At 70.3% G+C, this 23,081-nt stretch carries 32 protein-coding genes, 1 tRNA gene and 1 pseudogene; 12 read left to right on the top strand and 22 right to left on the bottom strand.

Annotation, left to right across the window (positions count from 1 at the left end; all coding sequences use genetic code 11):
* Positions 1 to 16: 16 nt before the first annotated feature.
* From ACWDX9_RS04800 to ACWDX9_RS04780, 5 genes and pseudogenes are all read right to left on the bottom strand, one after another.
* Positions 17 to 358 (bottom strand): annotated as a pseudogene (locus tag ACWDX9_RS04800) (transposase); the annotation flags it as partial.
* A 41-nt stretch (positions 359 to 399) separates the two neighbouring features.
* A complete protein-coding gene (locus ACWDX9_RS04795) occupies positions 400 to 912 on the bottom strand; it encodes a toll/interleukin-1 receptor domain-containing protein (RefSeq protein ID WP_449949105.1) in 513 nt (170 codons plus the stop codon).
* Positions 896 to 1,066, bottom strand: coding sequence for a hypothetical protein (locus tag ACWDX9_RS04790; protein ID WP_449949102.1), 171 nt, complete (start codon positions 1,064 to 1,066; stop codon positions 896 to 898). Before ACWDX9_RS04790 ends, ACWDX9_RS04795 begins: the two co-directional genes overlap by 17 nt.
* A 175-nt stretch (positions 1,067 to 1,241) precedes the next feature.
* Complete coding sequence (locus ACWDX9_RS04785) at positions 1,242 to 1,652, bottom strand: hypothetical protein (protein WP_449949100.1); 411 nt, start codon at positions 1,650 to 1,652, stop codon at positions 1,242 to 1,244.
* 460 nt (positions 1,653 to 2,112) lie between these two features.
* Positions 2,113 to 2,184 (bottom strand) — tRNA-Arg (locus tag ACWDX9_RS04780).
* Between the two features lie 116 nt (positions 2,185 to 2,300).
* Between ACWDX9_RS04780 and ACWDX9_RS04775 the strand changes: the two genes are divergently transcribed.
* The 5 genes from ACWDX9_RS04775 to ACWDX9_RS04755 all read left to right on the top strand — a co-directional run bounded on the left by ACWDX9_RS04775 (position 2,301) and on the right by ACWDX9_RS04755 (position 4,930).
* Positions 2,301 to 2,690: a response regulator transcription factor gene (locus ACWDX9_RS04775; protein WP_350728568.1), complete on the top strand. Its 390-nt coding sequence runs from the start codon at positions 2,301 to 2,303 to the stop codon at positions 2,688 to 2,690.
* Positions 2,691 to 2,738: 48 nt separating this feature from the next.
* Positions 2,739 to 3,377, top strand: a complete 639-nt coding sequence (locus tag ACWDX9_RS04770) for a hypothetical protein (RefSeq protein ID WP_350728567.1) — start codon at positions 2,739 to 2,741, stop codon at positions 3,375 to 3,377.
* A gap of 76 nt (positions 3,378 to 3,453) precedes the next feature.
* A complete protein-coding gene (locus tag ACWDX9_RS04765) occupies positions 3,454 to 4,116 on the top strand; it encodes an AIM24 family protein (RefSeq protein ID WP_363962621.1) in 663 nt (220 codons plus the stop codon).
* A gap of 36 nt (positions 4,117 to 4,152) precedes the next feature.
* Positions 4,153 to 4,455 carry an ArsR/SmtB family transcription factor gene (locus ACWDX9_RS04760; RefSeq protein ID WP_185071156.1) on the top strand — a complete coding sequence of 101 codons (303 nt, stop codon included), beginning with the start codon at positions 4,153 to 4,155 and terminating at the stop codon, positions 4,453 to 4,455.
* Positions 4,445 to 4,930 (top strand): YbaK/prolyl-tRNA synthetase associated domain-containing protein, encoded by a 486-nt coding sequence (locus ACWDX9_RS04755; protein ID WP_449949096.1) that lies wholly within the window; start codon positions 4,445 to 4,447, stop codon positions 4,928 to 4,930. The genes ACWDX9_RS04760 and ACWDX9_RS04755 overlap by 11 nt, the downstream gene beginning before the upstream one ends.
* Here the strand turns inward: ACWDX9_RS04755 and ACWDX9_RS04750 are convergent.
* The 3 genes from ACWDX9_RS04750 to ACWDX9_RS04740 all read right to left on the bottom strand — a co-directional run bounded on the left by ACWDX9_RS04750 (position 4,927) and on the right by ACWDX9_RS04740 (position 7,288).
* Complete coding sequence (locus ACWDX9_RS04750) at positions 4,927 to 5,967, bottom strand: cellulose binding domain-containing protein (RefSeq protein WP_449949093.1); 1,041 nt, start codon at positions 5,965 to 5,967, stop codon at positions 4,927 to 4,929. The two genes, ACWDX9_RS04755 and ACWDX9_RS04750, sit on opposite strands and share 4 nt — an antisense overlap.
* 118 nt (positions 5,968 to 6,085) lie before the next feature.
* Positions 6,086 to 6,928, bottom strand: a complete 843-nt coding sequence (locus ACWDX9_RS04745; protein WP_449949090.1) for a universal stress protein — start codon at positions 6,926 to 6,928, stop codon at positions 6,086 to 6,088.
* Positions 6,929 to 6,940: 12 nt separating this feature from the next.
* Positions 6,941 to 7,288, bottom strand: a complete 348-nt coding sequence (locus ACWDX9_RS04740) for a hypothetical protein (RefSeq protein ID WP_449949087.1) — start codon at positions 7,286 to 7,288, stop codon at positions 6,941 to 6,943.
* Positions 7,289 to 7,404: 116 nt separating this feature from the next.
* Here ACWDX9_RS04740 and ACWDX9_RS04735 point away from each other — a divergent pair, with 116 nt between their 5' ends.
* The 3 genes from ACWDX9_RS04735 (at position 7,405) to ACWDX9_RS04725 (ending at position 9,562) form a co-directional block, all read left to right on the top strand.
* Positions 7,405 to 7,839: a CBS domain-containing protein gene (locus ACWDX9_RS04735; protein WP_449893749.1), complete on the top strand. Its 435-nt coding sequence runs from the start codon at positions 7,405 to 7,407 to the stop codon at positions 7,837 to 7,839.
* A 122-nt stretch (positions 7,840 to 7,961) separates the two neighbouring features.
* On the top strand, positions 7,962 to 8,468 hold the full coding sequence (locus tag ACWDX9_RS04730) for a SigE family RNA polymerase sigma factor (protein ID WP_363962615.1): 507 nt from the start codon (positions 7,962 to 7,964) through the stop codon (positions 8,466 to 8,468).
* Entirely contained in the window at positions 8,465 to 9,562 is a 1,098-nt protein-coding gene (locus tag ACWDX9_RS04725; RefSeq protein ID WP_449949085.1) for a hypothetical protein, read from the top strand. The genes ACWDX9_RS04730 and ACWDX9_RS04725 overlap by 4 nt, the downstream gene beginning before the upstream one ends.
* A gap of 42 nt (positions 9,563 to 9,604) precedes the next feature.
* On the opposite strand, the gene ACWDX9_RS04720 is transcribed toward ACWDX9_RS04725, so the two are convergent.
* The 9 genes from ACWDX9_RS04720 to ACWDX9_RS04680 all read right to left on the bottom strand — a co-directional run bounded on the left by ACWDX9_RS04720 (position 9,605) and on the right by ACWDX9_RS04680 (position 17,442).
* Positions 9,605 to 10,735 carry a hypothetical protein gene (locus tag ACWDX9_RS04720; RefSeq protein WP_449949082.1) on the bottom strand — a complete coding sequence of 377 codons (1,131 nt, stop codon included), beginning with the start codon at positions 10,733 to 10,735 and terminating at the stop codon, positions 9,605 to 9,607.
* Entirely contained in the window at positions 10,732 to 11,232 is a 501-nt protein-coding gene (locus ACWDX9_RS04715; RefSeq protein WP_350728558.1) for a SigE family RNA polymerase sigma factor, read from the bottom strand. Before ACWDX9_RS04715 ends, ACWDX9_RS04720 begins: the two co-directional genes overlap by 4 nt.
* 78 nt (positions 11,233 to 11,310) lie before the next feature.
* On the bottom strand, positions 11,311 to 12,156 hold the full coding sequence (locus tag ACWDX9_RS04710) for a geranyl diphosphate 2-C-methyltransferase (protein ID WP_350728557.1): 846 nt from the start codon (positions 12,154 to 12,156) through the stop codon (positions 11,311 to 11,313).
* Between the two features lie 17 nt (positions 12,157 to 12,173).
* Complete coding sequence (locus ACWDX9_RS04705; RefSeq protein ID WP_449949080.1) at positions 12,174 to 13,340, bottom strand: family 2 encapsulin nanocompartment cargo protein terpene cyclase; 1,167 nt, start codon at positions 13,338 to 13,340, stop codon at positions 12,174 to 12,176.
* Positions 13,341 to 13,378: 38 nt separating this feature from the next.
* Positions 13,379 to 14,764, bottom strand: coding sequence for a family 2B encapsulin nanocompartment shell protein (locus ACWDX9_RS04700; RefSeq protein ID WP_449949077.1), 1,386 nt, complete (start codon positions 14,762 to 14,764; stop codon positions 13,379 to 13,381).
* A gap of 129 nt (positions 14,765 to 14,893) precedes the next feature.
* Positions 14,894 to 15,319 (bottom strand): iron chelate uptake ABC transporter family permease subunit, encoded by a 426-nt coding sequence (locus ACWDX9_RS04695; protein ID WP_449949074.1) that lies wholly within the window; start codon positions 15,317 to 15,319, stop codon positions 14,894 to 14,896.
* Positions 15,320 to 15,329: 10 nt separating this feature from the next.
* Positions 15,330 to 15,614: an iron chelate uptake ABC transporter family permease subunit gene (locus tag ACWDX9_RS04690; protein WP_449949071.1), complete on the bottom strand. Its 285-nt coding sequence runs from the start codon at positions 15,612 to 15,614 to the stop codon at positions 15,330 to 15,332.
* Between the two features lie 18 nt (positions 15,615 to 15,632).
* Positions 15,633 to 16,508, bottom strand: coding sequence for a siderophore-interacting protein (locus ACWDX9_RS04685; protein ID WP_449949069.1), 876 nt, complete (start codon positions 16,506 to 16,508; stop codon positions 15,633 to 15,635).
* Between the two features lie 100 nt (positions 16,509 to 16,608).
* A complete protein-coding gene (locus tag ACWDX9_RS04680; protein ID WP_449949066.1) occupies positions 16,609 to 17,442 on the bottom strand; it encodes an alpha/beta fold hydrolase in 834 nt (277 codons plus the stop codon).
* Positions 17,443 to 17,611: 169 nt separating this feature from the next.
* Between ACWDX9_RS04680 and ACWDX9_RS04675 the strand changes: the two genes are divergently transcribed.
* From ACWDX9_RS04675 to ACWDX9_RS04660, 4 genes are read left to right on the top strand one after another with little or no spacing between them, the layout of a single operon-like run.
* Positions 17,612 to 18,061, top strand: coding sequence for a hypothetical protein (locus ACWDX9_RS04675; RefSeq protein WP_449949064.1), 450 nt, complete (start codon positions 17,612 to 17,614; stop codon positions 18,059 to 18,061).
* Positions 18,062 to 18,071: 10 nt separating this feature from the next.
* On the top strand, positions 18,072 to 18,668 hold the full coding sequence (locus tag ACWDX9_RS04670; RefSeq protein WP_225963969.1) for a cell wall protein: 597 nt from the start codon (positions 18,072 to 18,074) through the stop codon (positions 18,666 to 18,668).
* A 15-nt stretch (positions 18,669 to 18,683) separates the two neighbouring features.
* A complete protein-coding gene (locus tag ACWDX9_RS04665; RefSeq protein ID WP_449949063.1) occupies positions 18,684 to 19,439 on the top strand; it encodes a MauE/DoxX family redox-associated membrane protein in 756 nt (251 codons plus the stop codon).
* 37 nt (positions 19,440 to 19,476) lie between these two features.
* Positions 19,477 to 19,923, top strand: a complete 447-nt coding sequence (locus tag ACWDX9_RS04660; RefSeq protein ID WP_449949062.1) for a hypothetical protein — start codon at positions 19,477 to 19,479, stop codon at positions 19,921 to 19,923.
* A gap of 49 nt (positions 19,924 to 19,972) precedes the next feature.
* On the opposite strand, the gene ACWDX9_RS04655 is transcribed toward ACWDX9_RS04660, so the two are convergent.
* The 5 genes from ACWDX9_RS04655 to ACWDX9_RS04635 all read right to left on the bottom strand — a co-directional run.
* The gene (locus ACWDX9_RS04655; RefSeq protein WP_449949060.1) at positions 19,973 to 20,593 is read right to left on the bottom strand and encodes a VOC family protein; all 621 of its coding nucleotides are present in this window, start codon (positions 20,591 to 20,593) and stop codon (positions 19,973 to 19,975) included.
* The gene (locus ACWDX9_RS04650) at positions 20,590 to 21,165 is read right to left on the bottom strand and encodes an alkylhydroperoxidase domain protein (RefSeq protein WP_355191013.1); all 576 of its coding nucleotides are present in this window, start codon (positions 21,163 to 21,165) and stop codon (positions 20,590 to 20,592) included. The genes ACWDX9_RS04655 and ACWDX9_RS04650 overlap by 4 nt, the downstream gene beginning before the upstream one ends.
* Positions 21,162 to 21,752, bottom strand: coding sequence for a CMD domain protein (locus ACWDX9_RS04645; protein WP_449949056.1), 591 nt, complete (start codon positions 21,750 to 21,752; stop codon positions 21,162 to 21,164). The genes ACWDX9_RS04650 and ACWDX9_RS04645 overlap by 4 nt, the downstream gene beginning before the upstream one ends.
* A complete protein-coding gene (locus ACWDX9_RS04640) occupies positions 21,749 to 22,741 on the bottom strand; it encodes a putative FMN-dependent luciferase-like monooxygenase (RefSeq protein WP_449949053.1) in 993 nt (330 codons plus the stop codon). The genes ACWDX9_RS04645 and ACWDX9_RS04640 overlap by 4 nt, the downstream gene beginning before the upstream one ends.
* Positions 22,738 to 23,081, bottom strand: a 344-nt coding sequence (locus tag ACWDX9_RS04635; RefSeq protein WP_449949050.1) for an ATP-binding cassette domain-containing protein, incomplete at its 5' end; no start/stop codon positions are given. The genes ACWDX9_RS04635 and ACWDX9_RS04640, both read right to left, overlap by 4 nt.

Raw genomic sequence — 23,081 nt, 5'->3', positions numbered from 1 at the left:
GTTGCATCGTCGGGGAGGAGTTGGCCGGTGTGCTACGCCGCCGAACGCTGCTAGCTAAGGACGCGGCCTTCAAGATCTCGTTCGCGCGCCGCAGCTCGGCGTTCTCCCGGCGCAGCCGCTTCAGCTCGGCCGCCTCATCCGTGGTGCGGCCAGGCCGGCTGCCCTCGTCGATCTGGGCCTGGCGGACCCAGCTGCGTAGTATCTCCGCGGTGCCGATGCCGGGCTTGGTCGCCACCGCGTTGATCGTGGCCCACTCGGTCGGGTAATCCGGCCGCACCTCGGCGACCATCCGCACCGCTCGTCGGCGCAGCTCGGCTTGGTAGGGAGACCCTACCTGGCATGGACTCGATCCTTTCAAGAGATCAAGTCTCCACCGGAACCGAGGCGATTCAGTTGTCCTCAATCGCTCCCAACGGATACCAGCTCGTCATTGAGTGCGACCAGCTCAGCGATCTTGGTGGCAATGACTTCCATCGAATCTTCCGCCGTGTGCAACCCGTTTCGGGAGCCAAGCAATGGGCTGACTTTCCGGACGTCTTCGTAGGTCGTCCCATGTACGACAGGAATTAGCAGGTCGCGTGCCAGAAGCTCCGAGAGCTCCTTGTCAGAGACCCCCCGATTGTCGACGCGTTTTAGTAGCGCAGGGGTAATGAGGACGAGACCAACCCGCGACTTCGCCAGGCCCCTGTCGATCTCTCGCATGAACGGTTGGCCGAGCAGGATGTCCTTCTCGCTGAACCAGACCGACACACCTTCGGCTTCGAGCAGGTCGTGTAGCTCCGTAGCAACACCGCGCCGGTCGTCCCACGCATGGCAGAGGAAGAGGTCGCGAAGTTCAGGCTGCTGACCCCGCAACTCGACCGTGCGGCGGTAAGGAGTCAGCGCACGGACTTGTTCAGGCGTGTAGGTCACGGCCGAGCTGCTCGGCGACCACCTCGGCCGCGTCCTGCCGCCGATGGACCCACCCCCACCGCTCGTGCCGCCTCCCCCGCTGCTGCGCGGCGTGTAGCTCGACGACGGGTAGGTCGGAGACGGCGAGTAGTACCCGTAGTTTCGGCCGCCGCATGCAGGGCAGGCCGCAGCTCCGCTGGCGGTTCGATGGCCCTGGACCGGGGCTGTGCACCTACTCATGGCCAGATTGTAGTTGGTGCGCGGTGTCGGTGGTGGTGACGCTGTGGGTGGAGTTGTTCAGCCGGGCGGGGCACGCCACCAGGCGTCGAACCAGCGCTGCCAGACGTCGCTCAGGGTGGGGGAAGCCGCCTGCGCAGGTGCAGCAGGTGCCAGCCGTGGCGGCGTATTCTCGCCCGGGTTTGGCGATGCGGGCGAGCATCTGCTCGTCCAGGCCGGCCAGCGTGCGGTGAGTTGGAGTCCGACCGCGCCATCCCGAACAGTGCCGCCTGCTGGGCCTGCAGTCGCTCGGCTTCCAGCAGGCTGCGTGCGCCGCACGCGATCGCGGCGGCCAGGCTGATGAGGACATGCGCGCGGTCGCGCCAGGTCGCGCTCTGTCCGTCCGGCCACAGCCCGGCGAGCGCTGCGGTCAGTCCCACGCGATCGGCGATCTTGTGCAGCAGGACCGCGCCCGCGTGACCGACCAGCCCTTTTCCGTCGGTCGTGACAGATAACCGGCGGTCCCACCCGATACGCTCACTCACCAGAAAGGTGCACCTGCTTCTGCAGCGGACATGGCTTCGACGCCCGAATCCTTGCAGTTCAGGGACACCTTTCACATGTTCTAGAGCACGGCTGCCGCCCCGGTTGAATAGCCGAGGCTAGGTCGCCACGCCTCTTGCCCGCTGGGCTGCCCTACCGTCAAGCCGGGCGAGGCGGGCATACGCGACCAACCATTACGTCACGGTCCCTGCCGCATCCCGCCGCGGACCGAAAGGCACGTCATGTGAAGGTCCGCTTGGGCCGACGGTGGGGGCCGGGCCGGCCCCGAATGCATGTCTGCTTGGGCCGCCTCGCTCGACTGAGTGCTGTGGTGGCGGCCCACAGCTGGCCCACAACCAGCGAGCTTCAACGGGAACGGGCGGGACTCCATGGGACTGGAGGCCCGCCCGCACCTGCGATGTTTGCCCTGGTCAGCGGCCGGAGCCGCTGATCAAGATCGAGTGCCCCCTGTAGGATTCGAACCTACGCACCCGGCTCCGGAGGCCGGTGCTCTATCCCCTGAGCTAAGGGGGCTCGACGAGTGATAAGGCTATCAGCATCCCGGCACCACTCGGCACACGATAAAGGTCCTTGAACACATCCAGCGAAAACCACCCGTGACAACCCCGCTACAGGTTACCTTGGCGCCCGTGGGCGAGGTTCTTGGGAAAGTACTGGTCGTGGACGACGACGAGGTCATCCGGCAGCTCATCGCGGTCAACCTGAACCTGGAGGGGTTCGAGGTCGCGACCGCCACCGATGGGCAGGACTGCCTTGATCGTGTGCTCGACGTCATGCCGGACGTCATCACGTTGGACGTGATGATGCCGTGCCTGGATGGGTGGACGACGGCGCAGAGGTTGCGGACCGAGGAGGCCACCAGCCATATCAAGGTGGTGTTGATCACGGCGCGGGCGCAGGACGATGATAGGCGGCGGGGGTTGGGGATCGGGGTCGACGCTTATCTGACCAAGCCGTTCGATCCGGCCGAGTTGATCCAGGTCGTACGGGATCTGGCGACGGCGGCCGGCAAGGGATAAAGGCGGCCCGATTTCCTCGCTCCCCCGGATCTGATGGGAGTGGTGGGCATGGACGGGCGGCTTGAGCGGGCCAAGGAGCTCTATGAGCGGGCCGTTTTCGGCGGGGATGTGGCCGGGCTGGAGGCCGCCGATCGGGGGCTGGACGGCGTGGAGGCCGATCTTGCGCTGGTTCGAGGGCGGATCATGCACGGCCGGTTTCTCGATGGGCAGGGCGAGCAGGGCGACGAAGAGCTGAGGCTGTTCGAGAGGGCCGCGGAGCTTTACCGGGCGCTCGGGGATGTCCGGGGTGAGGGTGAGGCGCTGCTCTGGGTGGGGACCTTCCATCAGGTCGTCCGCGGGGACGAGGCTCCCGCGGCGGCGGCTCTGGAGCGGGCCCATGAGCTGGCGACGCAGGCCGGCGACAAGCTGACCCTCTCGTACGTCCTGCGCCACCTGGGCATCGCCGAGCACATGGCCGGACGGCTGCCGGCGGCGCGCGAACGGCTGGAGGAGTCCGTACGGCTGCGCCGGGAGCTCGGGTTCATGGCCGGGGTGGCGGCCAACCTGGTGGGACTGGCGTACATCGCTGCCGCGGAGGGGCGGCGTGAGGACGCCGTGGCGGTGCTGGACGAGGCCGCTGAGATCGCCGGTGCCGAGAAAGCGGCAACCGTGCTGGCGTGGGTGGAAGAGGCCCGAGGCCAGTTCTAGCCGGCCGCTTCTTTTGTGAAAAGTTTGCGTACGGTGGGCCGTAGCGTCCCCTCCCGAGCCTAGGAAGGTCCCAACCGTGCGTAGCTCCATTTTCGGCAATCTCGAGTCCCAGCAGTTGCCACCCGGCTTCGCGCTCCAGAACGGCAAGATGCTGCGCGTGCAGCTGCCGCACGAGGTCCTGGCCAAGCAGGGCTCCATGGTCGCCTTCCAGGGGAAGATGGACTTCGACTACGAGGGCGGCGGGCTCGGCAAGCTGTTCAAGAAGGCCGTGACGGGCGAAGGCGCGTCCCTCATGCGCGTACGCGGCGAAGGGCTGCTCTACCTCGCCGACAACGCCGACGACATCCACCTGTTCTACCTGGAGAACGAGGGGATCACCGTCAACGGGCGCAACCTGCTGGCGTTCCAGCCGCAGCTCACCTGGGACATCCAGCGCGTGCAGGGGGCCGGGATCGCGGCGGGCGGGCTGTTCAACACGACGGTCACCGGGACCGGGTGGGTGGCGGTGACCACGCACGGCACGCCGGTGCTGCTCGATGCCGCCCGCATGCCCACGTACGCCGACGGCCAGTCCGCCGTGTGCTGGAGCACGGGGCTGCACGTCGGCGTCAACCGGACGATGAAGGTGGGGGCGCTGATCGGGCGGGGCAGCGGGGAGGCCATGCAGCTGGCGTTCAGCGGGCAGGGGTTCGTGCTGGTGCAGGCCAGCGAAGGGGCGCCCGTCGTGACCCAGTCCTAGGTGGACAGGTAATTAGCTAATTGCCATAATACCTTTGTGCTGGACGTCGACCTGGTCAAGGCGCTGGCCAATGACAAGCGGCTGCTGATCCTCGATTGGCTGCGTGATCCCGAGCGCCACTTCCCGCCGCAGCGCGACGGCGACCTCGTACGCGACGGAGTCTGCTCGCTCTTCATCGCCGAGAAGCTCGGCGTGAGTCAGCCCACCTGCGGCGAGCACCTCAAGGTGCTCGCCAAGGCGGGCCTGATCCGCGGCAAGAAGATCAAGCAGTGGGTGTTCTACCAGCGCGACGAGGACCGGATCGCCGCGGCGAAGGAGTTGTTGAGCAGTGGCTGGTGAGCTGTACGAGCGGCTGATCTCCGAGATGGACGCCGCCGGCGCCCGCTACCGGGTGATCGAGCACGCGCCGGAGGGGCGGACCGACGAGGTCAGCGCCCTGCGCGGGCACGACGTCGCGCAGGCCGCCAAGTGCCTCGTCGTGATGGTCAAGATCGGCAAGAAGCAGACCCGGCACGTGCTGGCCGTCGTGCCCGGCAACGCCCGGCTCGACCTGCAGGCGGTCAAGTCGCTGCTGGACGGCACGTACGTGGCCTTCGCCGCCAAGGACAAGGCCGAGGAGCTGGCCGGCAGCATGAGCGGGACCGTGCTCCCGTTCAGCTACGACCCCCGGCTCGAGCTGATCGCCGACCCGGCGCTGCTCGACCAGCCCGAGCTGTACTTCAACGCCGCCAGGCTCGACCGGTCCGTCGCGCTGGCCACCGACGACTACGTGCGGCTGGCCGAGCCCAGAATGGCCCCCATCACAGCGAACTAGGAGCAGGTGGGCGTGGGGGCGGCGTTCGTGCCGCTCCACGAGGCGATGAAGCCGAACGTGGTCGAGGCCCCCGGCGCGAGCGAGCCGTTCCAGGCCACGTTGCGCACGGTCACCGCGGAGCCGTTCGCGCTCAGCGTGCCGTTCCAGAGCTGGCCGATCCGCTGCCCGTTCGCGAACGTCCACTGCACCGTCCACGCGCTCATGGCCGAGGCGCCGGTGTTCTTGACGGTCACCTCACCCTGGAAGCCGTCCTGCCACTGGTTGGCGTTCTTGTACGTCGCCGTGCACCCGCCACCGGGAGTGGGGGTGGGGGTGGGCGTCGAGGTGGGGGTGATCCCCGACAGCGCGTTCACCAGGGGTGGGTACCACTTGTCGGACATCTTCTGGTCACCGGTCGAGTTCGGGTGCACGCCGTCGTAGGTGTCCGTGCTCGTGCTGAACCCCGTCCACTGGTCCACCACCGTGATCGGCGACTGCTGCGTGGTGGTCGCGGCCGCCCAGGCGGGGATGGCGTTGTTGAAGTTCACGGCGCGCTGGCCGCAGTCGGCGCAGGTGGACGGGTTCATGGGGATGATCTTGGCGACGAGGATCTTCATGTTGGGATTGCCGGCCCGCATCTGGTTCACGAGCGTGGTGAACGCGCTGAGGATCGTGGCCGGCGCGATGTTGCTCCACACGTCGTTCGTGCCGAGGTGCATCAGCACGATGTCGGGTTTGGTCGCCGAGAGCCAGCCGGGCAGCTGGCTCTGGTTGGCGATGTTGGTGGCCAGGTAGCCGCCGTGGCCCTCGTTGTCGCCGTCGTACGAGACGCCGCAGCCCTGCGGCGGGAGGGTGCCGACGAAGTCGATGTTGGTGTAGCCGGTGCTCTGGAGCCGGTTCCAGAGCAGGGCCCGCCAGCAGCCCGGAGAGCCGGTGATCGAGTCGCCCAGAGGCATGATCCGGGTGGCGGCGGCACCGCTGGCCTGCGTGGTCGTCGCGAATAACACCGCCGCGGCGAACGCCAGCATCGCCGCCAGCAAGGTGCTGGTCCTGCGCATCGTCTGCTCTCCCGTCGTAGCCTGCGCAGATCGTAAGGACGGCGCCGGTACGACGGGAAGGCGGCGAGCCCCGCGCGAGGCGGCGACCTGCGCGAACGCCGGGATCGGCGTGTAACTTTCAGACCCGGTCCCGGCGGACCACGGCGAGCGGGCAGGGGGCGTGGTGGAGCATGGCCTGGCTGATCGAGCCCATGAGCATCCCGGCGAACTGGCTGCGCCCGTGCGTGCCGACCACCAGCAGGTCCGCCTCGGCCGCCGCCTCCCGCAGCACCTCGACGGGGTGGCCGTGCACGACCTCCGCCACCACCTCCACCCCCGGATGCCGCTCCCGGTGACCCGCCAGGAGCTCGTCCAGCTCGCGCGACAGGTCCAGCTCGCTGTCGCGGTCGGCCGGCTCGAACCCGCTCGGATGCGGCCAGGCCCACGCGTGTACGGCACGCAGCTTCGTACCGCGCAATTCGGCCTCGGCGAACGCGAAGCCCAGCGCCCGCACGCCCCCGGGAGAACCGTCGACCCCCACCACGATCTCACCGCGCGGGGTCGAAGGGCGGGCGCGTACCAGCACGACGTCCGTGACCGCGTGCGCGGCGATACCGTACGCGACGGACCCCACCAGCAGCCCGCGCACGCCGCCGACGCCCCGGCTGCCCGCGACCAGCAGTTCGGCGTTCTCCGAGACCTTGACCAGCGCGGAACGGGGATCGCCCGGCAGCAGGACGGTCTCCACCGTGATCTCCGGCCGCTCCCGCAGCGCGCGGTCCCGCGCGGAGATCAGCACCGATTTCGCGCCCTCGCGCAGCCACCGTCCGACCTCGGCGTAGTGGCCGTCGGTCTCCTCGCACACCCACTTCGGAACGGCGTGCGCCACGGTAAGCGGCACCTGTCTCAGCGCCGCCTCCGTGGCGGCCCAGCCGGCGGCGTCCAACCCGGTTCTCGAGCCGTCAACGCCGACGATGATCATGGAACTGGCTCCTCAGGCGAAGGCGTAGCACTCCACCTCGGCGCGGCGGTACGTCAGCCCCGCGGAGACGGATTCGCGAACGCACTGGCGTTCGGCCTTACTGAGCTTGAGCGTGCCGCATAGGGTCACGCCGGAATACGTGCGACAGTCGAGCGTCTTGTCGTATTTGCCGATGCGGTACATCTCCTTGACCGCCTCACGGCACTTCGCCTTGCCCTGGTCGGCATAGCGGCACTGGGAGATGAGGGTGTCGTACTGCTGCTGACTCACTTCTCGTTGAGCGGTACCGTCTCCGAAGGCGGCGGTCACGCCGGACGTGGCCATGACCACGAGTCCTGCGACAGCGGCGATCTTTTTCATATGTCCCCTGATGGGAGCATACCGCCCAGGGCCCTCGCCAAACCTCGTGCGATCTCCCGCCGGCGGGGTAGGGCTCAGATTGAAGATTCCTTCGACCTCTCTCGGAGGAGGTAGAAATGGGCACATCGGGAGTCGGAAAAACAGTCCAGGACGTGATGCACCGCGGAGCGCAGTGCGTCGGCGAACACGACAGCCTCCGCACGGCCGCGCAGATGATGCGTGATCTGTCGGTCGGCGCGTTGCCGATCTGCGGGGACGACGACCGGCTCAAAGGGATCATCACCGACCGCGACATCGTGATCAAGTGTTGCGCCGAGGGCAAGGACATCGACCAGACCACCGCGAGCGAGCTCGCCCACGGGCTGGTCTGGGTCGACGCCCGCAGCAGCGTCGAGGAGGCGCTGCAGAAGATGACACAGCACCAGATCAAGCGGCTGCCCGTGATCGAGAACCACCGGATCGTGGGCATGGTCACCGAGGCCGATCTGGCGAAGGAGCTGCCGGACAACAAGCTCGCCGAGTTCGTCCACCGCGTGTACGCACCCGCGTAAACGCGACCTATCAGATGCGAGGGGGTCCCAGGGCGGGGCCCTCTCACCATGTGAAAGCAGAGCCGGATGTGCAACCTTTCGTCCCGGGACCGCATTGGTAAGGGGCGAGAGGAGACAGCACATTGGATCGTCACGACGGCTTCCGCGAGTTCGTGCTCGCCCGCCAGCAGGCGCTGATGCGGACCGCGTACCTGCTCGTGGGGGACGCCCACCTTGCCGAGGACCTGCTGCAGAGCGTCTTGACCAAGATTGTGAAGCACTGGCCCAAGCTCGCCAAGGAGGGCAATCCTGAGGCATACACGCGCAAGGCCCTGGTCAACCAGTACCTGGCCTGGCGCCGCCGCCCCCGGCCCGAGGTGCTGAGCGCCGCACCGCCGGAACAGGCCGCCTCCCATGACAACGCCACGCTCGACCGGATCGTCCTGCGCCAGGCGCTGGCCAAGCTGACCCGCAAGCAGCGGGCCGTGATCGTGCTGCGCTACTGGGAGGACCTCACCGAGGCGCAGACGGCCGAAGCGCTCGGCTGCTCGATCGGCAACGTCAAGAGCCAGACCCATCATGCCCTCGCCCGCCTGCGCGCGCTCGCGCCCGAGCTGGCTGACCCGTACCTTCAGGAGGTAGTTCGATGACCAGGCTGCGCGAGGCGCTGAGCGGTCTCGCGGAGGAGGCACCGCTGGTGAGCCTGGCCGACGCGGCCATCGCCGGCCACCGGCGCAGGCGGCGCACCACGATGGCGGCGACCACGGTCGCGACCGTCGCGGCGCTGGTGGCGTCGGCGGCGGTGGTGACGGTGGTCTGGCCCCGTGACGCCTATCCGGCCGCCCCGCAAAGTGCCGACACGGTGGCCGACCTGCCCGACGGGAAGGTGGGGGCGATCGCGTACGGGTACAAGACGCCCTGCGACGTGTCCGACGATCTTCAGGTCACCAACTGCCGCGTCCAGGAGTGGCGGGTGGTCACCCGCGCCGGCACGACGTACCGGGTGCCGCAGGCGCTGGTGGCCACCCGCAAGGGCGGTTTCAGCCCCATCGCGATCAGCCGGGACGGGCGCATGCTCGCCTACTACAGCCGCGAGGCCCAGGCCCACGTGGTCCGCGACCTGACGACCGGCGCCGTGTCGACCTCCCCCTTCAAGGTGAAGGAGGAGCAGATCCAGATCGGCACCCAGCTCGTCGTCTCCGACGACGGCCGGTACGTGGGTTTCGATCCGCGCGTGGGGAGCAAGAAGGACACCGGACTGCTGATCGACGTACGCACCGGCAAGACGGTGCGGGTCCCCGACAAGTTCGAGATCATCAGCATCAAGGGCGGCGTCGCCGAGCTGCTCCGCTACGTCAAGACCGACATGTGGCTGATGCCCGTCACCGGCGGCGGCAAGCCGGTGCGCTTCAACGGCACGTTCATCCTCTTCAGCGAGGTCGCTCCGGACGGCCGCACGGTGGTCGCCCGCGACTTCAAGGACAAGGAGCCGGCTCTCACCGTCCTCGATGCCAAGACCGGGCGGATCGTGCGGAAGGTGCCGATCCGCGGCCTGCCGAAGGGCGGCGGCTTCCACGGCGCCACCATCTGGCAGAGCCCGTCCGAGGTCGTGATCCTCGGCGACGGCAAGATTTCCGGCACGTATGCGGTCAACATCGAAACCGGGAAGGCTCGACGCCTGGCCGACTTCGCCGGCGGGCCCCGGCACAGCCTGGTCCTGCCCGGAAAGGCCGCCGGGAAGTAGCCGCGAGGGCGAGACAGCTCTCGCCCTCGCCTGAGGCGGAGATCAGCGGATCCTGGCGAGGTCGATGATCACGTACTGGTCCTTGAGCGCATAGGACACCAGGCCGCCGTCGAGGATCCCCGGCTCCACCCCGGTCATCCGGCCCTCGACTCTCGGCCGCAGGCCCAGGTCGCCCTGTTTGCCGGTGGCCAGGTCGAGCAGCGTCTGACCGCTTGCGGGACCGGGCGGATCGGCGGCGAGGAACCGGTCGTCGCCCAGCCCGAGCACCGGGGAGCCGGGCAGATCCCGTTCCCGCGAGCCGTCGCGCAGCCGGTAGAAGCGCGTGTCGTCGGGCCTCATGCCGACGCACGTCGTCACGCCGCACCTGACGTACCTCTCCCCCGGCCGGACGACCGCCCTGCTCGCCTGCCCGGTCTCGGCGTTGAGCAGGTCCCGGAAGCTGGGCTCGCGGTCCTGCGTGGACTCGCTCGGGGTCGCCACCCACGGCCAGCTCAGGATGTGGTGCCGCTCCGCGCCGGCGACGGAGGTCACGCGCCCGCCCCTCAAAGGGAACGTGAAGACTCCGCCATCGACGAGTGAGAACGCCACCCGGTCGCCGACCACGGCGAGCTTCTCACCGCGCCCCTTGACCGGGCCGCCGGTGTCGATGGCGGCGGGCTTCCCGCCGGACACCGGCACCGACCAGAACCGCGTGTCGTCGTCCTTGTCGATCGTCTGCCAGACGATCCGGCCCGCGCCGACCGTGAAGGCGTACCCGGAGGGGACGTCCGCGATCTTTCGGGTCCGGCCGGTTCCGAGGTCGTAGGCGTGGATGGCGTCGGTCCGCTCGCCGCTCTTCGACGTCCACAGGAGCACCGTGCGGTCGTCGATGAAGATCGCCGGAAGGAAGTCCGGGAGGCCCGGGAGCTGCCGGGGTATCTTCCAGACCGCTCCGGGCCAGACTGTCTCGACGGGTTCGGGCGGCTTGGTCTGCGCCACCTGCGCCCCGTCGATGCCGCGTACCGTCACGCCGGCGATCACCATGGCGACCGCCGCCACCAGCGCCTGCGTACGCGTCCTGCGGCGGCGGGAGCGGGCCGCGATCCGGCCGGGGAAGCCGGTCGGGGCCTGCGGCGCCCCCTCGGCGGCACGGCCGAGCACCCGGCTCAGGTCGTCTTCCAGATCCGTGCTCATGGGGCGCTCCTCCTCGCGGGCGTACGGTGGGCGATCGCGGAACGGAGCTTGGCCAGGCCGAGCGACGCGTGGCTGCGTACGGTCCCCTGGGAGATGCCGAGCACGCCGGCGATCTCCGAGTCGTGGAGCTGCTCGTAGAAGCGCAGGACGAGGACGGCGCGCTGCTTGCGTGGCAGCCCTTCGAGCGCCTGCCAGAGCTCCTGGTCGGCGTCGGAGGGCAGCACGTCCTCGATCGGCGTCTCCGGGAGGGCCCAGGCGAGCTGCTCGCGGCGGCGGCGCCGCCAGGCGCTGATGTGCAGCCTGGCCATGATCGCCTTGGTGTAGCGCTCCGGGTCCTCCTTCCTGCGCACGCGCGCCCACGCCCGGTGCAACCTGACCAGCGCCTCCTGCGTCAGGTCCGCCGCGTCGTGCGGATTGCCGCTCAGGGCGTAGCCGTAGCGCAGCAGCGCGTTGGCGCGTTCGGCGACGAACTCCGCGAACCGGGGGTCGTCTTCCACTTACCATCGCCTTTCCGTGATCGGTCTCCCCTCAGACGGACTTGGCGGTGGATTTGTTGAATGGAGGGGGAATCACCGTCAGATGCGGTCGGCGGCGATGAGCAGGTACTGGAAGCTGCCGTCCTTGTACGCGTCGAGGAACGCCTGCTCGATCCCCGTCGCGAGGTGGGTCTTGGCGCGCAGCTCCCAATAGGGGATGGTCGCGGCGGTGAGGTCGATGACGTCGATGGGGACGAGGCGGTTGGCCGCCATCTCCTTGAAGTAGGTGCTGCGGGGGTGGATGTCGCAGATGTAGTGGGCGTTGATCTGGCTCACGGCACGCGAGGGCAGGCCGTAGGCGTCGTTGTAGCAACCGGTGATGCACACGTACCGGCCGCCGCGGCTCAGGAGGCGGGCGTGCGCGGCGAACAGCAGCGACAGCTCGACGTACATCGTGCTCTCGTTGTTCCAGATCGCCTGGAACGTTCCAGGTTCGAAGCCGGTGTCGAGCATGTTGCGGAAATGGAAGCGCACCTTGTCGGACACACCGCGCTTCTCCGCCTGTTCGTTGGCGAAGGCCACCTGGGACTCGGAGATGGACACGCCGTCGACCTGGCAGCCGTACCTGCGGTTGACCAGGAGGCTGGAGCCGCCGCGGCCGCAGCCGGCGTCCATGGCCCGGTGCTCGGGCCGCAGGGCGCCGAGCTGGCCGATGAGGAGGTCGGCCTGCGCGTGCTCGAGCCGGTGCAGCTCCTCGATGATGCGTTTCTCGCGGGTGTCCTCCGGGCCTTCAAGGACCGACCAGTCCACCTCGCCGATGCCATAGTGGTGGTGGTAGATCCCGTCGACCTCACCCAGGCGGAGGTTGACCGGGTTCTTCTCGGTGTTCCAGTAGTCGGCGACGGAGTGCTGGTAGTAGGTGCTGAGTACGGGACTGGCCGTCATCGGCAATGCTCCTCTCTCTAGGACTTGTAGCGGCTGGTGGTGTCGTGCCATTCGACGCAGCCGGCCATCCAGCCCTGCGCCCCGCGCAGGAACCGCTTCAGCTCGACGGACGGTACGGCGTCGAGCGCCAACCGGCTGGCCTCGAAACCTCTGACGAAGTCGTTGTGCATGGACACGGCGCGTTCGGTCGCCTCACGGATGGGGCAGCCCTCCTCGGCGGCGATCAGCAGGATCACGTTGGAGTCGGGGAGCTCGTCGGCCGCCTCCCTGGCGACGGAGTGCAGGTCGTTGACGAGGACGCTGGCGGTGCCCGCCTGCATGAGCGCAGTGTGGAACCTCCTGTCGAAGAAGAGATTGGCGGGGAGTTCGTACGCGCCCACGATGTCGATGAGCGTCATGGACGTGTAGAAGCTGTCGTGCTGCCGGGCCGCGAGGTAGCGCCACACGGGCGGCGGCGTCTCCAGGTAGCGCCAGGCGGCGTAGGCGGCCCAGCTCACGTACATCTGGGAAGTGATGTTGCAGATCCGCATGACCTGCGACGGGGTGGCGTGGCGGGTGATGTGGCTGACGGACGCCCGCAGGGAGACCAGGACGGGGTCGGCCTCGATCGCCTCCTCGAGCTGGCGCGTGTAGTCGCCCGCGGGCGGAGGCGGGTCCATGGCCGAGGTCACGAGGGCGAGCCGCGGCGGCAGCTCCGTCGGCGTGGCGCCCAGCTCGGTCTCGTCGGCGTAGTAGTCGTCGGCCGCCCACCAGGCGGCGTTGGTCTGCGCCGCGATCAGCAGCAGGTCGGGGTCGTCGGCGTCGGGGTGGGCGAGCATGGCCAGCCGCCCGTAGCCGGTCGCGCCGAACTCCTCCATGCGCCCCTCGTGCAGGCCGATCCGCTCCGCCCACGCCACCAGCCGCCGGTCCACCTCGTCGCCCAGCTCCTGGTCGTTCCTGACGAGCTCGGGGCAGTAGAGCGGCGGATAGGTCCCGTCGCCCCACTGCCGTTCCCGGTAGGGCAGCGGGGCGAGACTGTGGCGGTAGGCGGCGCTGCGCGCCGCCTGCGCGGGATCCATCGGAGCGGGCCTGGGCGGCTCGTGCCCGTCCCTTTCGTCGGGCCGTGGCACGGGATCGCGGTCGAAGAGCGGCAGGCGCAGCGCGGAGGTGCCCAGACCGGTGGGACCTGCTGCGATCTCGGGCATGACACGCCCCTTCCTGGAGTCGAGCCGGAGTCGAGCGGTCAGGAACGCGATGCGGAGACGTCGACGTTCTCGAGGATGCCGATGGCGTCGGGCACCAGGATCGCCGCCGAGTAGTAGGCGCTGACCAGGTACGACATCACGGCCTGGGAGTTGATGCCCATGAAGCGGGCGTTGAGCCCCGGCTCGTGCTCCTCCGGGAGGCCGGTCTGGTAGAGGCCGACGACCCCCTGGTCCTCCTCCCCCGTGCGCATGGCCAGGATGGAGGTGGTCTGGTGCTCGGAGATCGGGATCTTGCCGCAGGGGAAGATCGGGATGCCGCGCCAGGCCGGGATCTCGTGGCCGTCCACGTCGGCGCTGCCCGGCACCAGCCCGCGCTTGTTGCACTCCCTGAAGAACGCGGCGATCGCCTTGGGGTGGGCGAGCAGCATCTTGGTCTTGCGCCGCATGCTGATCAGGTCGTCCATGTCGTCGGGGGTCGGCGGGCCGGACCAGGTGCTGATCCGCTGGTCGTAGTCGGTGTTGTGCAGCAGGCCGAACTCGCGGTTGTTGACCAGCTCCCACTCCTCGCGCTCGCGGATCTCGTGGACCGTCAGGCGCAGCTGCTGTTCGAGCTGGCTCATGGGGTCGTTGAAGAGGTCGGCCACGCGGGTGTGGACCCGCAGGATGGTCTGCGTGACGCTGAGCTCGTACTCGCGGGGCCGGATGTCGTAGTCGACGAACGTGCCGTCGATGACCGGCTCACCCACGTGCCCCGACGCGAGCGCGACGGCCGCCTCGCCGCGGCGGTTGACCGGCTTGCGCGTCCCCTCCAGGTAGCGGACGACGTGCTCGCGCAGGGAGGGGGTGTCGCCGAGCAGCTGCTGGATCTCGTGGCGCGGCGCCACCAGGATCGTGCCGGAGGTGGCGGCCCTGACCGTGAACGGCCATCGGGGGCTCTCCTGCACGAGCGCGTCGTCGCCCAGGTGCGCGCCGTCGGTGATGACGCCGAGGAGCTGCGCGTCGCCGTACGCGCCGGCGGCCAGCCGTTCGAGCCGGCCGTGGGCGATCACGTACGTGTCGGTGACCGGCGTGCCCGCCGCGGCGATCACCTCCCCCGCCTGGAACTCCCGCGGCGCGAACGTCGAGGCGATCGCCGCCAGCGCGTCGAGGTCGTCGAAACCGCGCAGCAGGGGGATCTCCTGGAGCGTCTGCGGGACGATGAGCACGTCGTCCGCCCCGTTGAGCACCACGCTCACCCGGCCGCGCCCGATGTGGTGCGTCAGCCGGCGGTTGACCCGGTAGGTGCCGCCGCGCACGTCGACCCATGGCAGCCTGCGCAGGAGCCAGCGGGAGGTGATGGCCTGCATCTGCGGGCGCGTCTTGGTGGTGGTGGCCAGGTTGCGCGCGGCCCGGGTGTCCAAGCTCAACCGAGGCTCCGTCGACATGTTCCCTCGCAATCGCTCGCCTGTGACAGCAGATGTCCGTGAGGCATTCACCACTGAACGTAGTCAGGCTGACACAATCCGTAGAGTGTCTTGATGGTCACGTACTGCTAACCCCGCTGCGGTAGCGATCTAACGGCGGCGGGCGCGGGCCAAAAGCCACAGCAGGAGGGGCGCTCCCAGCACGCCGGTGACCACGCCGACCGGCAGTTCGACGTCCGGGATCAGCAGCCGCGCGACGACGTCGGCGGCCAGCACGATGAACGAGCCGGCGAGCCCGGCGGCCAGCGGCGGCGGCCAGGCGGTGCGGGCCGGCCGCTGCGCGATCTGCGGCGCGATCTGCTGCGCGGCCAGCGCCACGAACGCGACGGGACCGGCCGCCGCGGTGCCGAACGCGACCAGCGCCACCCCGGTCAGCAGCAGCGTCAGCCGCGCCGCCTGCACCGGGGCCCCGAGCACGACGGCCACCTCGTCACCGTGCTGCAGCGCGCGCGTCCAGCGGCCGAGGAGGAGCGCGGCGGGCACGAGGACGGCCAGGGCCGGCGCGAGCGGCGCCACGTGGCCCCGGTCACGCCCGTTCAGGTTGCCGAACAGCCAGCCCCAGCGCCTGCTGCGCCTGGAAGTTCCCGGTGGTGACCATGAGGTACTCGGTGGCGCTCGTGCACATCCACGACACGCCCACCCCGACGAGCACGATCCGGTAGCCGCTCGCGCCGCGCCGCCAGGCCAGCAGGTACGTCAGCAGCGCCACGACCACCGCGCCCGCGAAGCCCAGCACCTGGAGCCCGCCGGCACCCATGACGATCCCCGCGACCACGGCCAGGCCCGCCCGGCGGCCCAGCCCTCTGGCCACGGGTCATGGGAACGCTCCTCACTCGTTGTGCTCGGCGCGGCCCTGGCGCCAGTAGCCCATGAAGGCCACCGCGCGCCGGTCCATGCCGCGCTCGGCGACCAGGTACCGCCGCAGGGACCTGATCACCGCCGCCTCGCCGGCCAGCCAGGCGTACAGCGGCTCCGTGCTCTCCTCCTCCGGCACTTCCCACAGCTCCTCCACGTCGACGTCCACGTCGTCGAACGTGTCGGGCACGGGCAGCGGCGGCAGCAGCCGGCCGGCGGCCGACCGCAGGGCCGGCTCCAGCAGGGCGCCGCGCTCGGCGTCGCCCCTGGCCAGCCACTGGATCTTCACCTGGCTGGCCGTCCGGACCTCCAGGAAGTCCTGCTCGCAGGGCACCTCCATGAGCGCGGTGCCCGTGAAGCCGTCCGGGAGCCGTTCGAGGATGGAGCAGATCGCGGGGACCGCCGTCTCGTCGCCGGCGATCAGCACCGTGCCGGTGCCGGCCGGCGGCTGGAACACCACGTTCCCGTGCGCTTCGGGGTGCCGCGCGTCGCCGCCGAACAGCACCGCGACGTCATCGGGCCGCACCTCCTGCGCCCACCGCGCCACCGGCCCGTCGCCGCCGGGGTGCATGACCACGTCGACGTCCACCTCGCGCTCGGCCTGCCTGACCAGCCTGGCCGTGTACGTGCGGATGGGGTTGCGCCTGTCGTCGTCCAGCTCGCGCCACCGCGGGAACCAGTCGGAGCCGGTGGGCAGGTGGGCGAGGCCGTGACCGGGGAGGGGGAGGATGAGCTTGATCCGCTGGTCGTAGCCGTTGTCGGCGAATATGCCCAGGTCCTCCCCGGCGAAGGTGACCCGGAGGAACGATGGGCTCAACCGTTCCAACCTGGCCACACGCACGTCGAACATGCGATAGGGCTCCACCAGCGCCAGCCTCCCGCCGCAACAATTAGGTGAGGCTAACCTAACCCATCACGATCGCGAACGCCACGCCGGGCCCGCGTCCCGGTCAGCGGCGCAGGAACTCCCGCAGGTGGGCGAGCAGGGCCTCTGGGCGCTCCTCGGCGATGAAGTGCCCGCACTCGGGGATCTCGGCGGCGGTGACGTCGGCGGCGTACTCCCGCCAGATCTCCTCCGACGGCAACCGCGCAGGCAGCCCCACCGACCCCCACAGGGCCAGCACGGGCATGGTCAGTCGGCGCCCCGCGGCGGCGTCCTCGTCGTCGAGCGCGAGGTCGCGCTCGTGCGCCCGGTAGTCGTCGAACCCGGCGCGCAGGGCCCCCGGACGGCCGAACGCCTGGACGTAGACGTCGACCGCCTCGGCGGGCAGGCCGTGCCGGTTGTACGTCCAGCGCTCGAAGAAGTACTCCAGATAGCCCCGGACGTCGTGCCCCACCAGGCGTTCGGGCAGGTCGGGCTGCAGGTGGAAGAGCCAGTGCCAGTAGCCCGCGGCCACGGTCGCGTCCAGGCGGCGGAACATCTCGCGCGTGGGGACGATGTCCAGCACCGCGACCTTGCCGACCTGGTCGGGGCGGTCGAGCCCCCAGCGGTGGGCCACCCGCGCGCCGCGATCGTGCCCGACGACCGCGGCCCGCCCGAACCCGAGCGCGTCCACCAGCTCCGCCATGTCCGCGGCCATCCGCCGCTTGTCGTAGCCGCCGGCCGGCTTGTCGCTCAGCCCGTACCCCCGCAGGTCGGGGGCCACCACCGTGAACTCGGCCGCCAGCGGCTCGACGATGTGCCGCCAGCAGTGACCGGTCTGCGGCCAGCCGTGCAGCAGCACCACCAGGGGCCCGTCGCCGGCCCGCGTGTAGTGCAACCGGATTCCGTCGACCTTTGCCACGCCCGTCGCATTCATTGGCTCAGTAGATCATGGGACGATCCCGTGACCCCATAAAGCGCCAAAAATAGGGGCATTGACGAAAAATCCTTACATGGTACTCATAGATCGAGTCGGAAAGTTTCAGGACCCCCCACCGAGACCGTCCAGAGCTCACCCGAGGAGGACGCGCATGGCGCGCACCCAGCCCCCCGAGACCCCCATCGACTTATACGCCGCCGTCCGAGGAGAGGTCTCCTGGTTCTGCTGCGGCACCGCCTGGGGACCGTGCAGCACCACAGGCAAGGGCGCCTGTGGCACCTGCAACTCCGGCAGCCTCCAGCACGCCTGGCCCAACACCTCCGACGCCTGCTGGGCCATCACCCACCCTGACACCTGCGGCTTCAACCTCTCCCGCCGGACCTGCGGTTTCCAGCACCGCACCACCAACCTGTGCAGCGGCGTCAGCGTCGTCACCTCCATCGCCGACTGCGGCCCGCAGACCGACCTGTTCTGCGGCGAGCGCAGCTGCTGCGGCTCGACCTGCGCCACCGACCGGATCATCGACCTCACGCCGGCGGCGTACAGCAAGATCGCCAGCCTCTCCACCGGCCTGCGTCCCTGCTCGATCGACGCGGCGTGAGGGGACGACGATGACCAGCAGAAGAGACATGCTCAGGTCCGCCCTGCTCGGCGGCGGCGCCACGGTCGTGGCCGCGAGCGCGATGGGCTCGCTCGGCCCCGAGGCGGCCTTCGCCAACACCGCGCTCGACGTCGACCCGGGCGCCCCCGACCCCAACTTCGCCGAGGGCCGGATCCGTTCGATCAAGGACAACACGCTGCTCGTCCTCGGCTCGAACATGGTCATCCACAACATCAAGGTCGTGGACGGCACGAGCCTGTGGAAGCTCGGCCCCGTGGCGTTCGACGCGGCCAAGCCCGGCGACGGCCTGTACGCCCGCGGCGTGCGGATGCCGGACGGCACCCTCGCCGCCGAGTCGGTCTGGCTCAACATCGTCAACATCAAGGGCCACATCAAGAACATCACCGACAAGACCATCCACCTCGACCACAACGGCAAAGAGGTGCTGTGCCACGTCGTGGCCGGCAAGTCGGTCGCGATCCACTCCGAGTCGCCGGCCACCTCGGACCTGTCGATGCTGAGGGTCGCCCAGCACGTGCAGATCCTCGGCGCCTGGCGGCCCGACACGAACGAGGTCGACATCGCCACCGTCTTCTCCCCGCACTAGGAAGGAGCATTGAGCATGCACGGGATCGCCGCGACGCAGCCGTACGTGATCGCCCTGTTCCTCGCCTGGGCAGGCCTGACGAAGCTGTTCAGCCGGCGGATGCGGGTGCAGGCGGGGCAGACCGCCCTGGCCCGGCTGGTCGGCGCGGCGCGCGCGGTCCCGGCGCTCCGGATCGTCGGGGTGACCGAGCTCGCGGTGGCCGCCGTCCTGCTGCTGCCGCCCGTCTCGCCCTGGGAGGGTGCGGTGGCCGCGCTGCTCTCCGCCGGGTTCCTGGCGTATCTCACCTATTCGTACGTGGCCGCGCCCACCGCGTCGTGCGGCTGCCTCGGCGCCCACTCCAAGCCGGTGGACGTGCGGGCCTTCGCCCGCGCCGGGCTCCTGCTGGCCGCGAGCCTGCTGGCCGTCCCGGCGGACCCGGGCCCGCCCCTGGTGGCGCTCGGCCTGGCGGAGGCCGTGGCCCTGATGGCCCTTTCGGCGGAGCTGGACCGCTACTGGCTCACCCCCTTGCGGCAGCTGCGCGTACGGCTGCGCGGCCCGCTCGCCGTGCAACCGTCGGAGCACATCCCGCTGGGCGCCTCGCTGCACCTGCTCTACCGCAGCCCCGCGTACTGCTCGGCGTCCGCGCAGATCACCTCCGACGTCCAGGACACCTGGGACGAGGACGGCCTGCGGTTCGTCGTCTTCGGGGCCCGCGAGCGCACGGCGGTCTTCGCCGTCCCCCTCGCCGGGAACGACCCCTCGCGCGTCCTGGTCACCCTCGTGGGCGCGTGACCCGGCACCACCATCCATCACCCGAAAGGTCGACGCCATGCGATTACGAGCTTGGCTCGCGTCAGGGGCGGTGCTCGCCGCCGGCCTGCTGACGGCTCAACCCGCGATCGCGGCCCAGGCCGCGGTCCCCTTCCACGCCGACTCCGGCGACCAGTGCCTGCGCGGGGTCACGGAGGGGACCCTGGACTGGGCCGAAGAGCCCGTCGTCAAGGTGGACGGCTTCCTGGCCGACGACGCGTCGATCTCGTCGTGCGCCCCGGACAAGATGTATTCGCAGGCCACCTTCTTCGCCTACAAGGGCACCACCCTCGTCGACTCCGAGGTGGTCAAGGCGGACGACAGCCAGTTCACGATCGCCCTCGCGCTGTCCGACCCGGCGGGGGTCGCGGCCATCAATCGCGTGGTCGTGCAGGTGTGCCGGTTCAGCAGCACCCCGGTCGGGATCAGCTACTGCGGCAGGGCCGCCGAGTACAAGGTGCCCTGAGCCATGAGACACCCGTGCCCGTCCGCGCGGGGACGGGCACGGGTGATCGTCAAATCAGGTTCACGGAGCCGCGGGGCGTGTCCAGCACCGCCCGCAACGCCGCTTCCGGCCCCTTCGAGACCTCCAGCTCCGCGTCGATCGCGGCCAGCTCGCGGCGCAGCGCGTCGGGGTCGGGGTGGGTGGCGGTGAAGGAGGCCAGCCCCAGCTGCGGCAGCCCCGAGGCGGCCGGGTGCGCCGTCCGGCCCCAGTCGATGAGGAACGGCACCGGGTTGATCGCCGCCGGGTCGGCCCACCTGGTCAGGCGCCACTCCAGCAGCGTGCCCGCAGGCGTGCGGCGCGAGAGCGGCTGGACCTCGCCGGGGTCGACGCCGAGCGCGCGGGCCCGCCGTACCGTCTCGTCGATGTCGGCGGGCCGCACCGCCCACCCGGCGAGCCGGGGCGCGGTGAGGGTCTCCAGGCCGAACGCGCGTGGCCGCGCGCCCGGCGCCGCCGGATCCGGGCCGATGATCTCCAGGTACGCGGTGGGGCCCAGGCCGACCAGGTAGTTGGCGGTTCCGCCCGGGTGGCTGCCGCCCGGCGCCGGAGTCACGCCGGCGGCCTCGGCGAACGCGATGACACCCGCGGCCAGGTCGGGCACCGCGTAGACGAGGTGGTCGAGCTCCGCCGTCATGACGCCGGCTCCTCGACGGGCTCGCCGAGCGAGAGCATGAGGCGGTTGGCCCAGTTGAAGAACGCGGCCGCGTGGATGACGTCGCTGATCGCCAGGTCGTCGAGCCCGGCCGCGCGCAGCGCCTCCACGTGGTTCGCGCCGAACTCGGCCGGGGTGGCGGCCAGGGCCACCGAGGCGTCGATGATCGCCTGCCACTCCCCGTCCTGGGGCGCGTTGACCCCTTCGTCGAGCAGCCGTTGCACGTCGTCGGCCCGCTTGGAGTAGTGGGCGGCGAAACGGGCGTGCACCGAGGCGCAGAACACGCACCCGTTGCGGCGCGAGGTCGCCGTCGCGGCCAGCTCGCGCCCGGCCCGCGGCAGCCCGCCGTCGGCGTTGTAGAAGATGTCGTTGTCGGTCCTCGTCCTGGCCTGCAGGATCGCCGGGTCCCTGGCCAGGAGCAGGAAGTACGGCGACTTCGCGCGGGCCTTGTCGACCAGCGCCTCGTAGTGCTCGTCGGTCAGCTCGTCCGTCTCCAGGGGCGTCAGCCACGGCTCCCACCCGAGCTGATCCCGCGTGAACGCCAATGGGGTCATGAGGTCACTCCGTTCTGCAGGTGACGCAGCCCGGCCACCACGCGGATCTGGAAGGTGAGGAAGGCGACGAGCTGCGACAGCGTCACGACGCCCGTGGCGCTCCAGCCCGCCCTGGCCAGCGCGTCCAGGGACTCCCGGCCGGCCTCCCTGGGGCGGAACACGAGCAGGTGAGCGTGCTCGAACGCGGCGGCGAGCCGTACGCCGAGGTCGCCGGGGCGCCGCACCCGGTAGCGCAGCCCCTCGTCGCTCTCCACCGACAGCGGGCCCTCGCCCGGGTAGACCCCGTACGGCCCGGTCGTGGCCCCGGCCGAGACCTCCGACTCGACCGCCGCGAGCAGCCCGGGCGCGAGCTCGGCCAGCCGGTCGGCGTAGAAGCGCGCGATGCCGGGGTCGTCGTGCAGCCCGGCCACGAAGGCGGCGACCGCGTCCCGCTCGACGAGCGTGATCTCCTCCTCCGTCTCGGGGCTGAACAGCGCGTCGTAGCTGCGCTGGGCGTGCTCGCGGGCGGCGGGCCGGCGGGCGCGCAGCCGGTCGAGCGACGAGCCGGGCTGGATGCCCGCCAGGTGGTCGATGACGTCGGCGATCATGTGGTGCTCAATTCTGTGGAGGGAACCCAGCCGAGCGCGGGCGCGACCTCGGTCGCCAGCAGCTCGATCGAGCGGAGGACGAGCGGATGCGGCGGGTCCACCGAGTGCGCCTGGAGGACCAGGTCGGTGACCCGTTCGAGGGTCGGGTCGGCCTTGAGGCTCTCGATGACGTCCTGCGGCGTGCCCACGTGCACGTCGAACGCGGCGATGCGCCGGTCGAGGTCGCTGTCCGGCAGCTCGAACGGCAGCCGCCCCCGCCCGAGCCCGAGTTCGGCGTAGCGCAGCGCCTCGGCCCGGCTGTCGGCCACGAACGCGGTCCGGGAGGCCATGATCCGCGGGGCCGTGCCGGCAGGCAGGTGTTCGAGGTAGGCGTCCACGATGGGCCGCTGGATCTGGGCCAGCGTGGCCTGCGGGTCGTCGGCCGGGCGGGGCTGCGTGCGCGAGAGCATGAGCCCGTGGCCCGCCTGCCCGGCGCGTACGCCGCCGCCGACCGAGAACGTCGCCTGCCAGACCGCCTCCAGCAGCCTCGGCGCGGGCGGGTAGAGCCGGTTGCCGCCGCCGAGGTCGCCCCCGGACCAGGCGTTGAGCAGCACCGCCAGATGCTCGGCGTAGACGGCCGAGCGCTCCGCGCTGTCGTGCCCGAACGGCGCGAACGACGCGGGCGTCCCGCCGCTGCCCACGCCGACCTCCAGCCGCCCGCCGGTGAGCAGGTCGAGCACGGCGGTGTCCTCGGCCACCCGCACCGGCTGCTCCAGCGGGAGCGTGATGATCCCGGTGCCGAGCCTGATGCGGCTGGTCCGGGCGGCCACGTGGGCGAGGAAGACCAGCGGCGCGGGCAGGCCGCCCTCCGCGCCGTCGAAGTGGTGCTGCGCGACCCAGGCCGTGTCGAACCCGTACGCCTCGGCGTGCGCGATCTGCTCGGTGGCCAGCCGGTAGCGCTCGCCCGCGGGAACGTCGTCCAGCAGCCGGGTGAAGAAGCCGAGCCTCATATCGCGGGCTCCGGGATGGCGGCCAGGAGCTCGCGGGTGTATTCGTGCCGGGGGTCGGTGAAGACCCGCCGGGTCGTTCCTGATTCCACGATTCTTCCCTTGTTCATGACGGAGACGGTGTGCGAGATCTGCCGCACCACGGCCAGGTCGTGCGAGATGAAGAGATAGGTCAGCCCCAGGTCGCGCTGGAGCTGTTCGAGCAGGTCGAGGATCTGCGCCTGCACGGTGACGTCGAGGGCGGAGACGGCCTCGTCGAGCACGACGACCTCGGGCCCGGCCGCCAGCGCGCGGGCGACGGCCACCCGCTGCCGCTGCCCGCCGGACAGCTCGCGCGGCCTGC

It is taken from the genome of Nonomuraea sp. NPDC003201, from assembly GCF_053590415.1.
This window is presented reverse-complemented; position numbering and strand designations above follow the sequence as displayed.

Excerpts from the sequence above, each read along its gene's own strand:
- ACWDX9_RS04670 (WP_225963969.1), top strand. The coding sequence starts at position 18,072 with ATGACCAGCAGAAGAGACATGCTCAGGTCCGCCCTGCTCGGCGGCGGC.
- ACWDX9_RS04745 (WP_449949090.1), bottom strand. The coding sequence starts at position 6,928 with ATGATCATCGTCGGCGTTGACGGCTCGAGAACCGGGTTGGACGCCGCC.
- ACWDX9_RS04710 (WP_350728557.1), bottom strand. The coding sequence starts at position 12,156 with ATGACGGCCAGTCCCGTACTCAGCACCTACTACCAGCACTCCGTCGCC.
- ACWDX9_RS04645 (WP_449949056.1), bottom strand. The coding sequence starts at position 21,752 with ATGATCGCCGACGTCATCGACCACCTGGCGGGCATCCAGCCCGGCTCG.
- ACWDX9_RS04650 (WP_355191013.1), bottom strand. The coding sequence starts at position 21,165 with ATGACCCCATTGGCGTTCACGCGGGATCAGCTCGGGTGGGAGCCGTGG.
- ACWDX9_RS04705 (WP_449949080.1), bottom strand. The coding sequence starts at position 13,340 with ATGCCCGAGATCGCAGCAGGTCCCACCGGTCTGGGCACCTCCGCGCTG.
- ACWDX9_RS04660 (WP_449949062.1), top strand. The coding sequence starts at position 19,477 with ATGCGATTACGAGCTTGGCTCGCGTCAGGGGCGGTGCTCGCCGCCGGC.
- ACWDX9_RS04720 (WP_449949082.1), bottom strand. The coding sequence starts at position 10,735 with ATGAGCACGGATCTGGAAGACGACCTGAGCCGGGTGCTCGGCCGTGCC.
- ACWDX9_RS04640 (WP_449949053.1), bottom strand. The coding sequence starts at position 22,741 with ATGAGGCTCGGCTTCTTCACCCGGCTGCTGGACGACGTTCCCGCGGGC.
- ACWDX9_RS04725 (WP_449949085.1), top strand. The coding sequence starts at position 8,465 with ATGACCAGGCTGCGCGAGGCGCTGAGCGGTCTCGCGGAGGAGGCACCG.
- ACWDX9_RS04685 (WP_449949069.1), bottom strand. The coding sequence starts at position 16,508 with ATGTTCGACGTGCGTGTGGCCAGGTTGGAACGGTTGAGCCCATCGTTC.
- ACWDX9_RS04665 (WP_449949063.1), top strand. The coding sequence starts at position 18,684 with ATGCACGGGATCGCCGCGACGCAGCCGTACGTGATCGCCCTGTTCCTC.
- ACWDX9_RS04770 (WP_350728567.1), top strand. The coding sequence starts at position 2,739 with ATGGACGGGCGGCTTGAGCGGGCCAAGGAGCTCTATGAGCGGGCCGTT.
- ACWDX9_RS04655 (WP_449949060.1), bottom strand. The coding sequence starts at position 20,593 with ATGACGGCGGAGCTCGACCACCTCGTCTACGCGGTGCCCGACCTGGCC.
- ACWDX9_RS04740 (WP_449949087.1), bottom strand. The coding sequence starts at position 7,288 with ATGAAAAAGATCGCCGCTGTCGCAGGACTCGTGGTCATGGCCACGTCC.
- ACWDX9_RS04700 (WP_449949077.1), bottom strand. The coding sequence starts at position 14,764 with ATGTCGACGGAGCCTCGGTTGAGCTTGGACACCCGGGCCGCGCGCAAC.
- ACWDX9_RS04750 (WP_449949093.1), bottom strand. The coding sequence starts at position 5,967 with ATGCGCAGGACCAGCACCTTGCTGGCGGCGATGCTGGCGTTCGCCGCG.
- ACWDX9_RS04735 (WP_449893749.1), top strand. The coding sequence starts at position 7,405 with ATGGGCACATCGGGAGTCGGAAAAACAGTCCAGGACGTGATGCACCGC.
- ACWDX9_RS04675 (WP_449949064.1), top strand. The coding sequence starts at position 17,612 with ATGGCGCGCACCCAGCCCCCCGAGACCCCCATCGACTTATACGCCGCC.
- ACWDX9_RS04790 (WP_449949102.1), bottom strand. The coding sequence starts at position 1,066 with ATGCGGCGGCCGAAACTACGGGTACTACTCGCCGTCTCCGACCTACCC.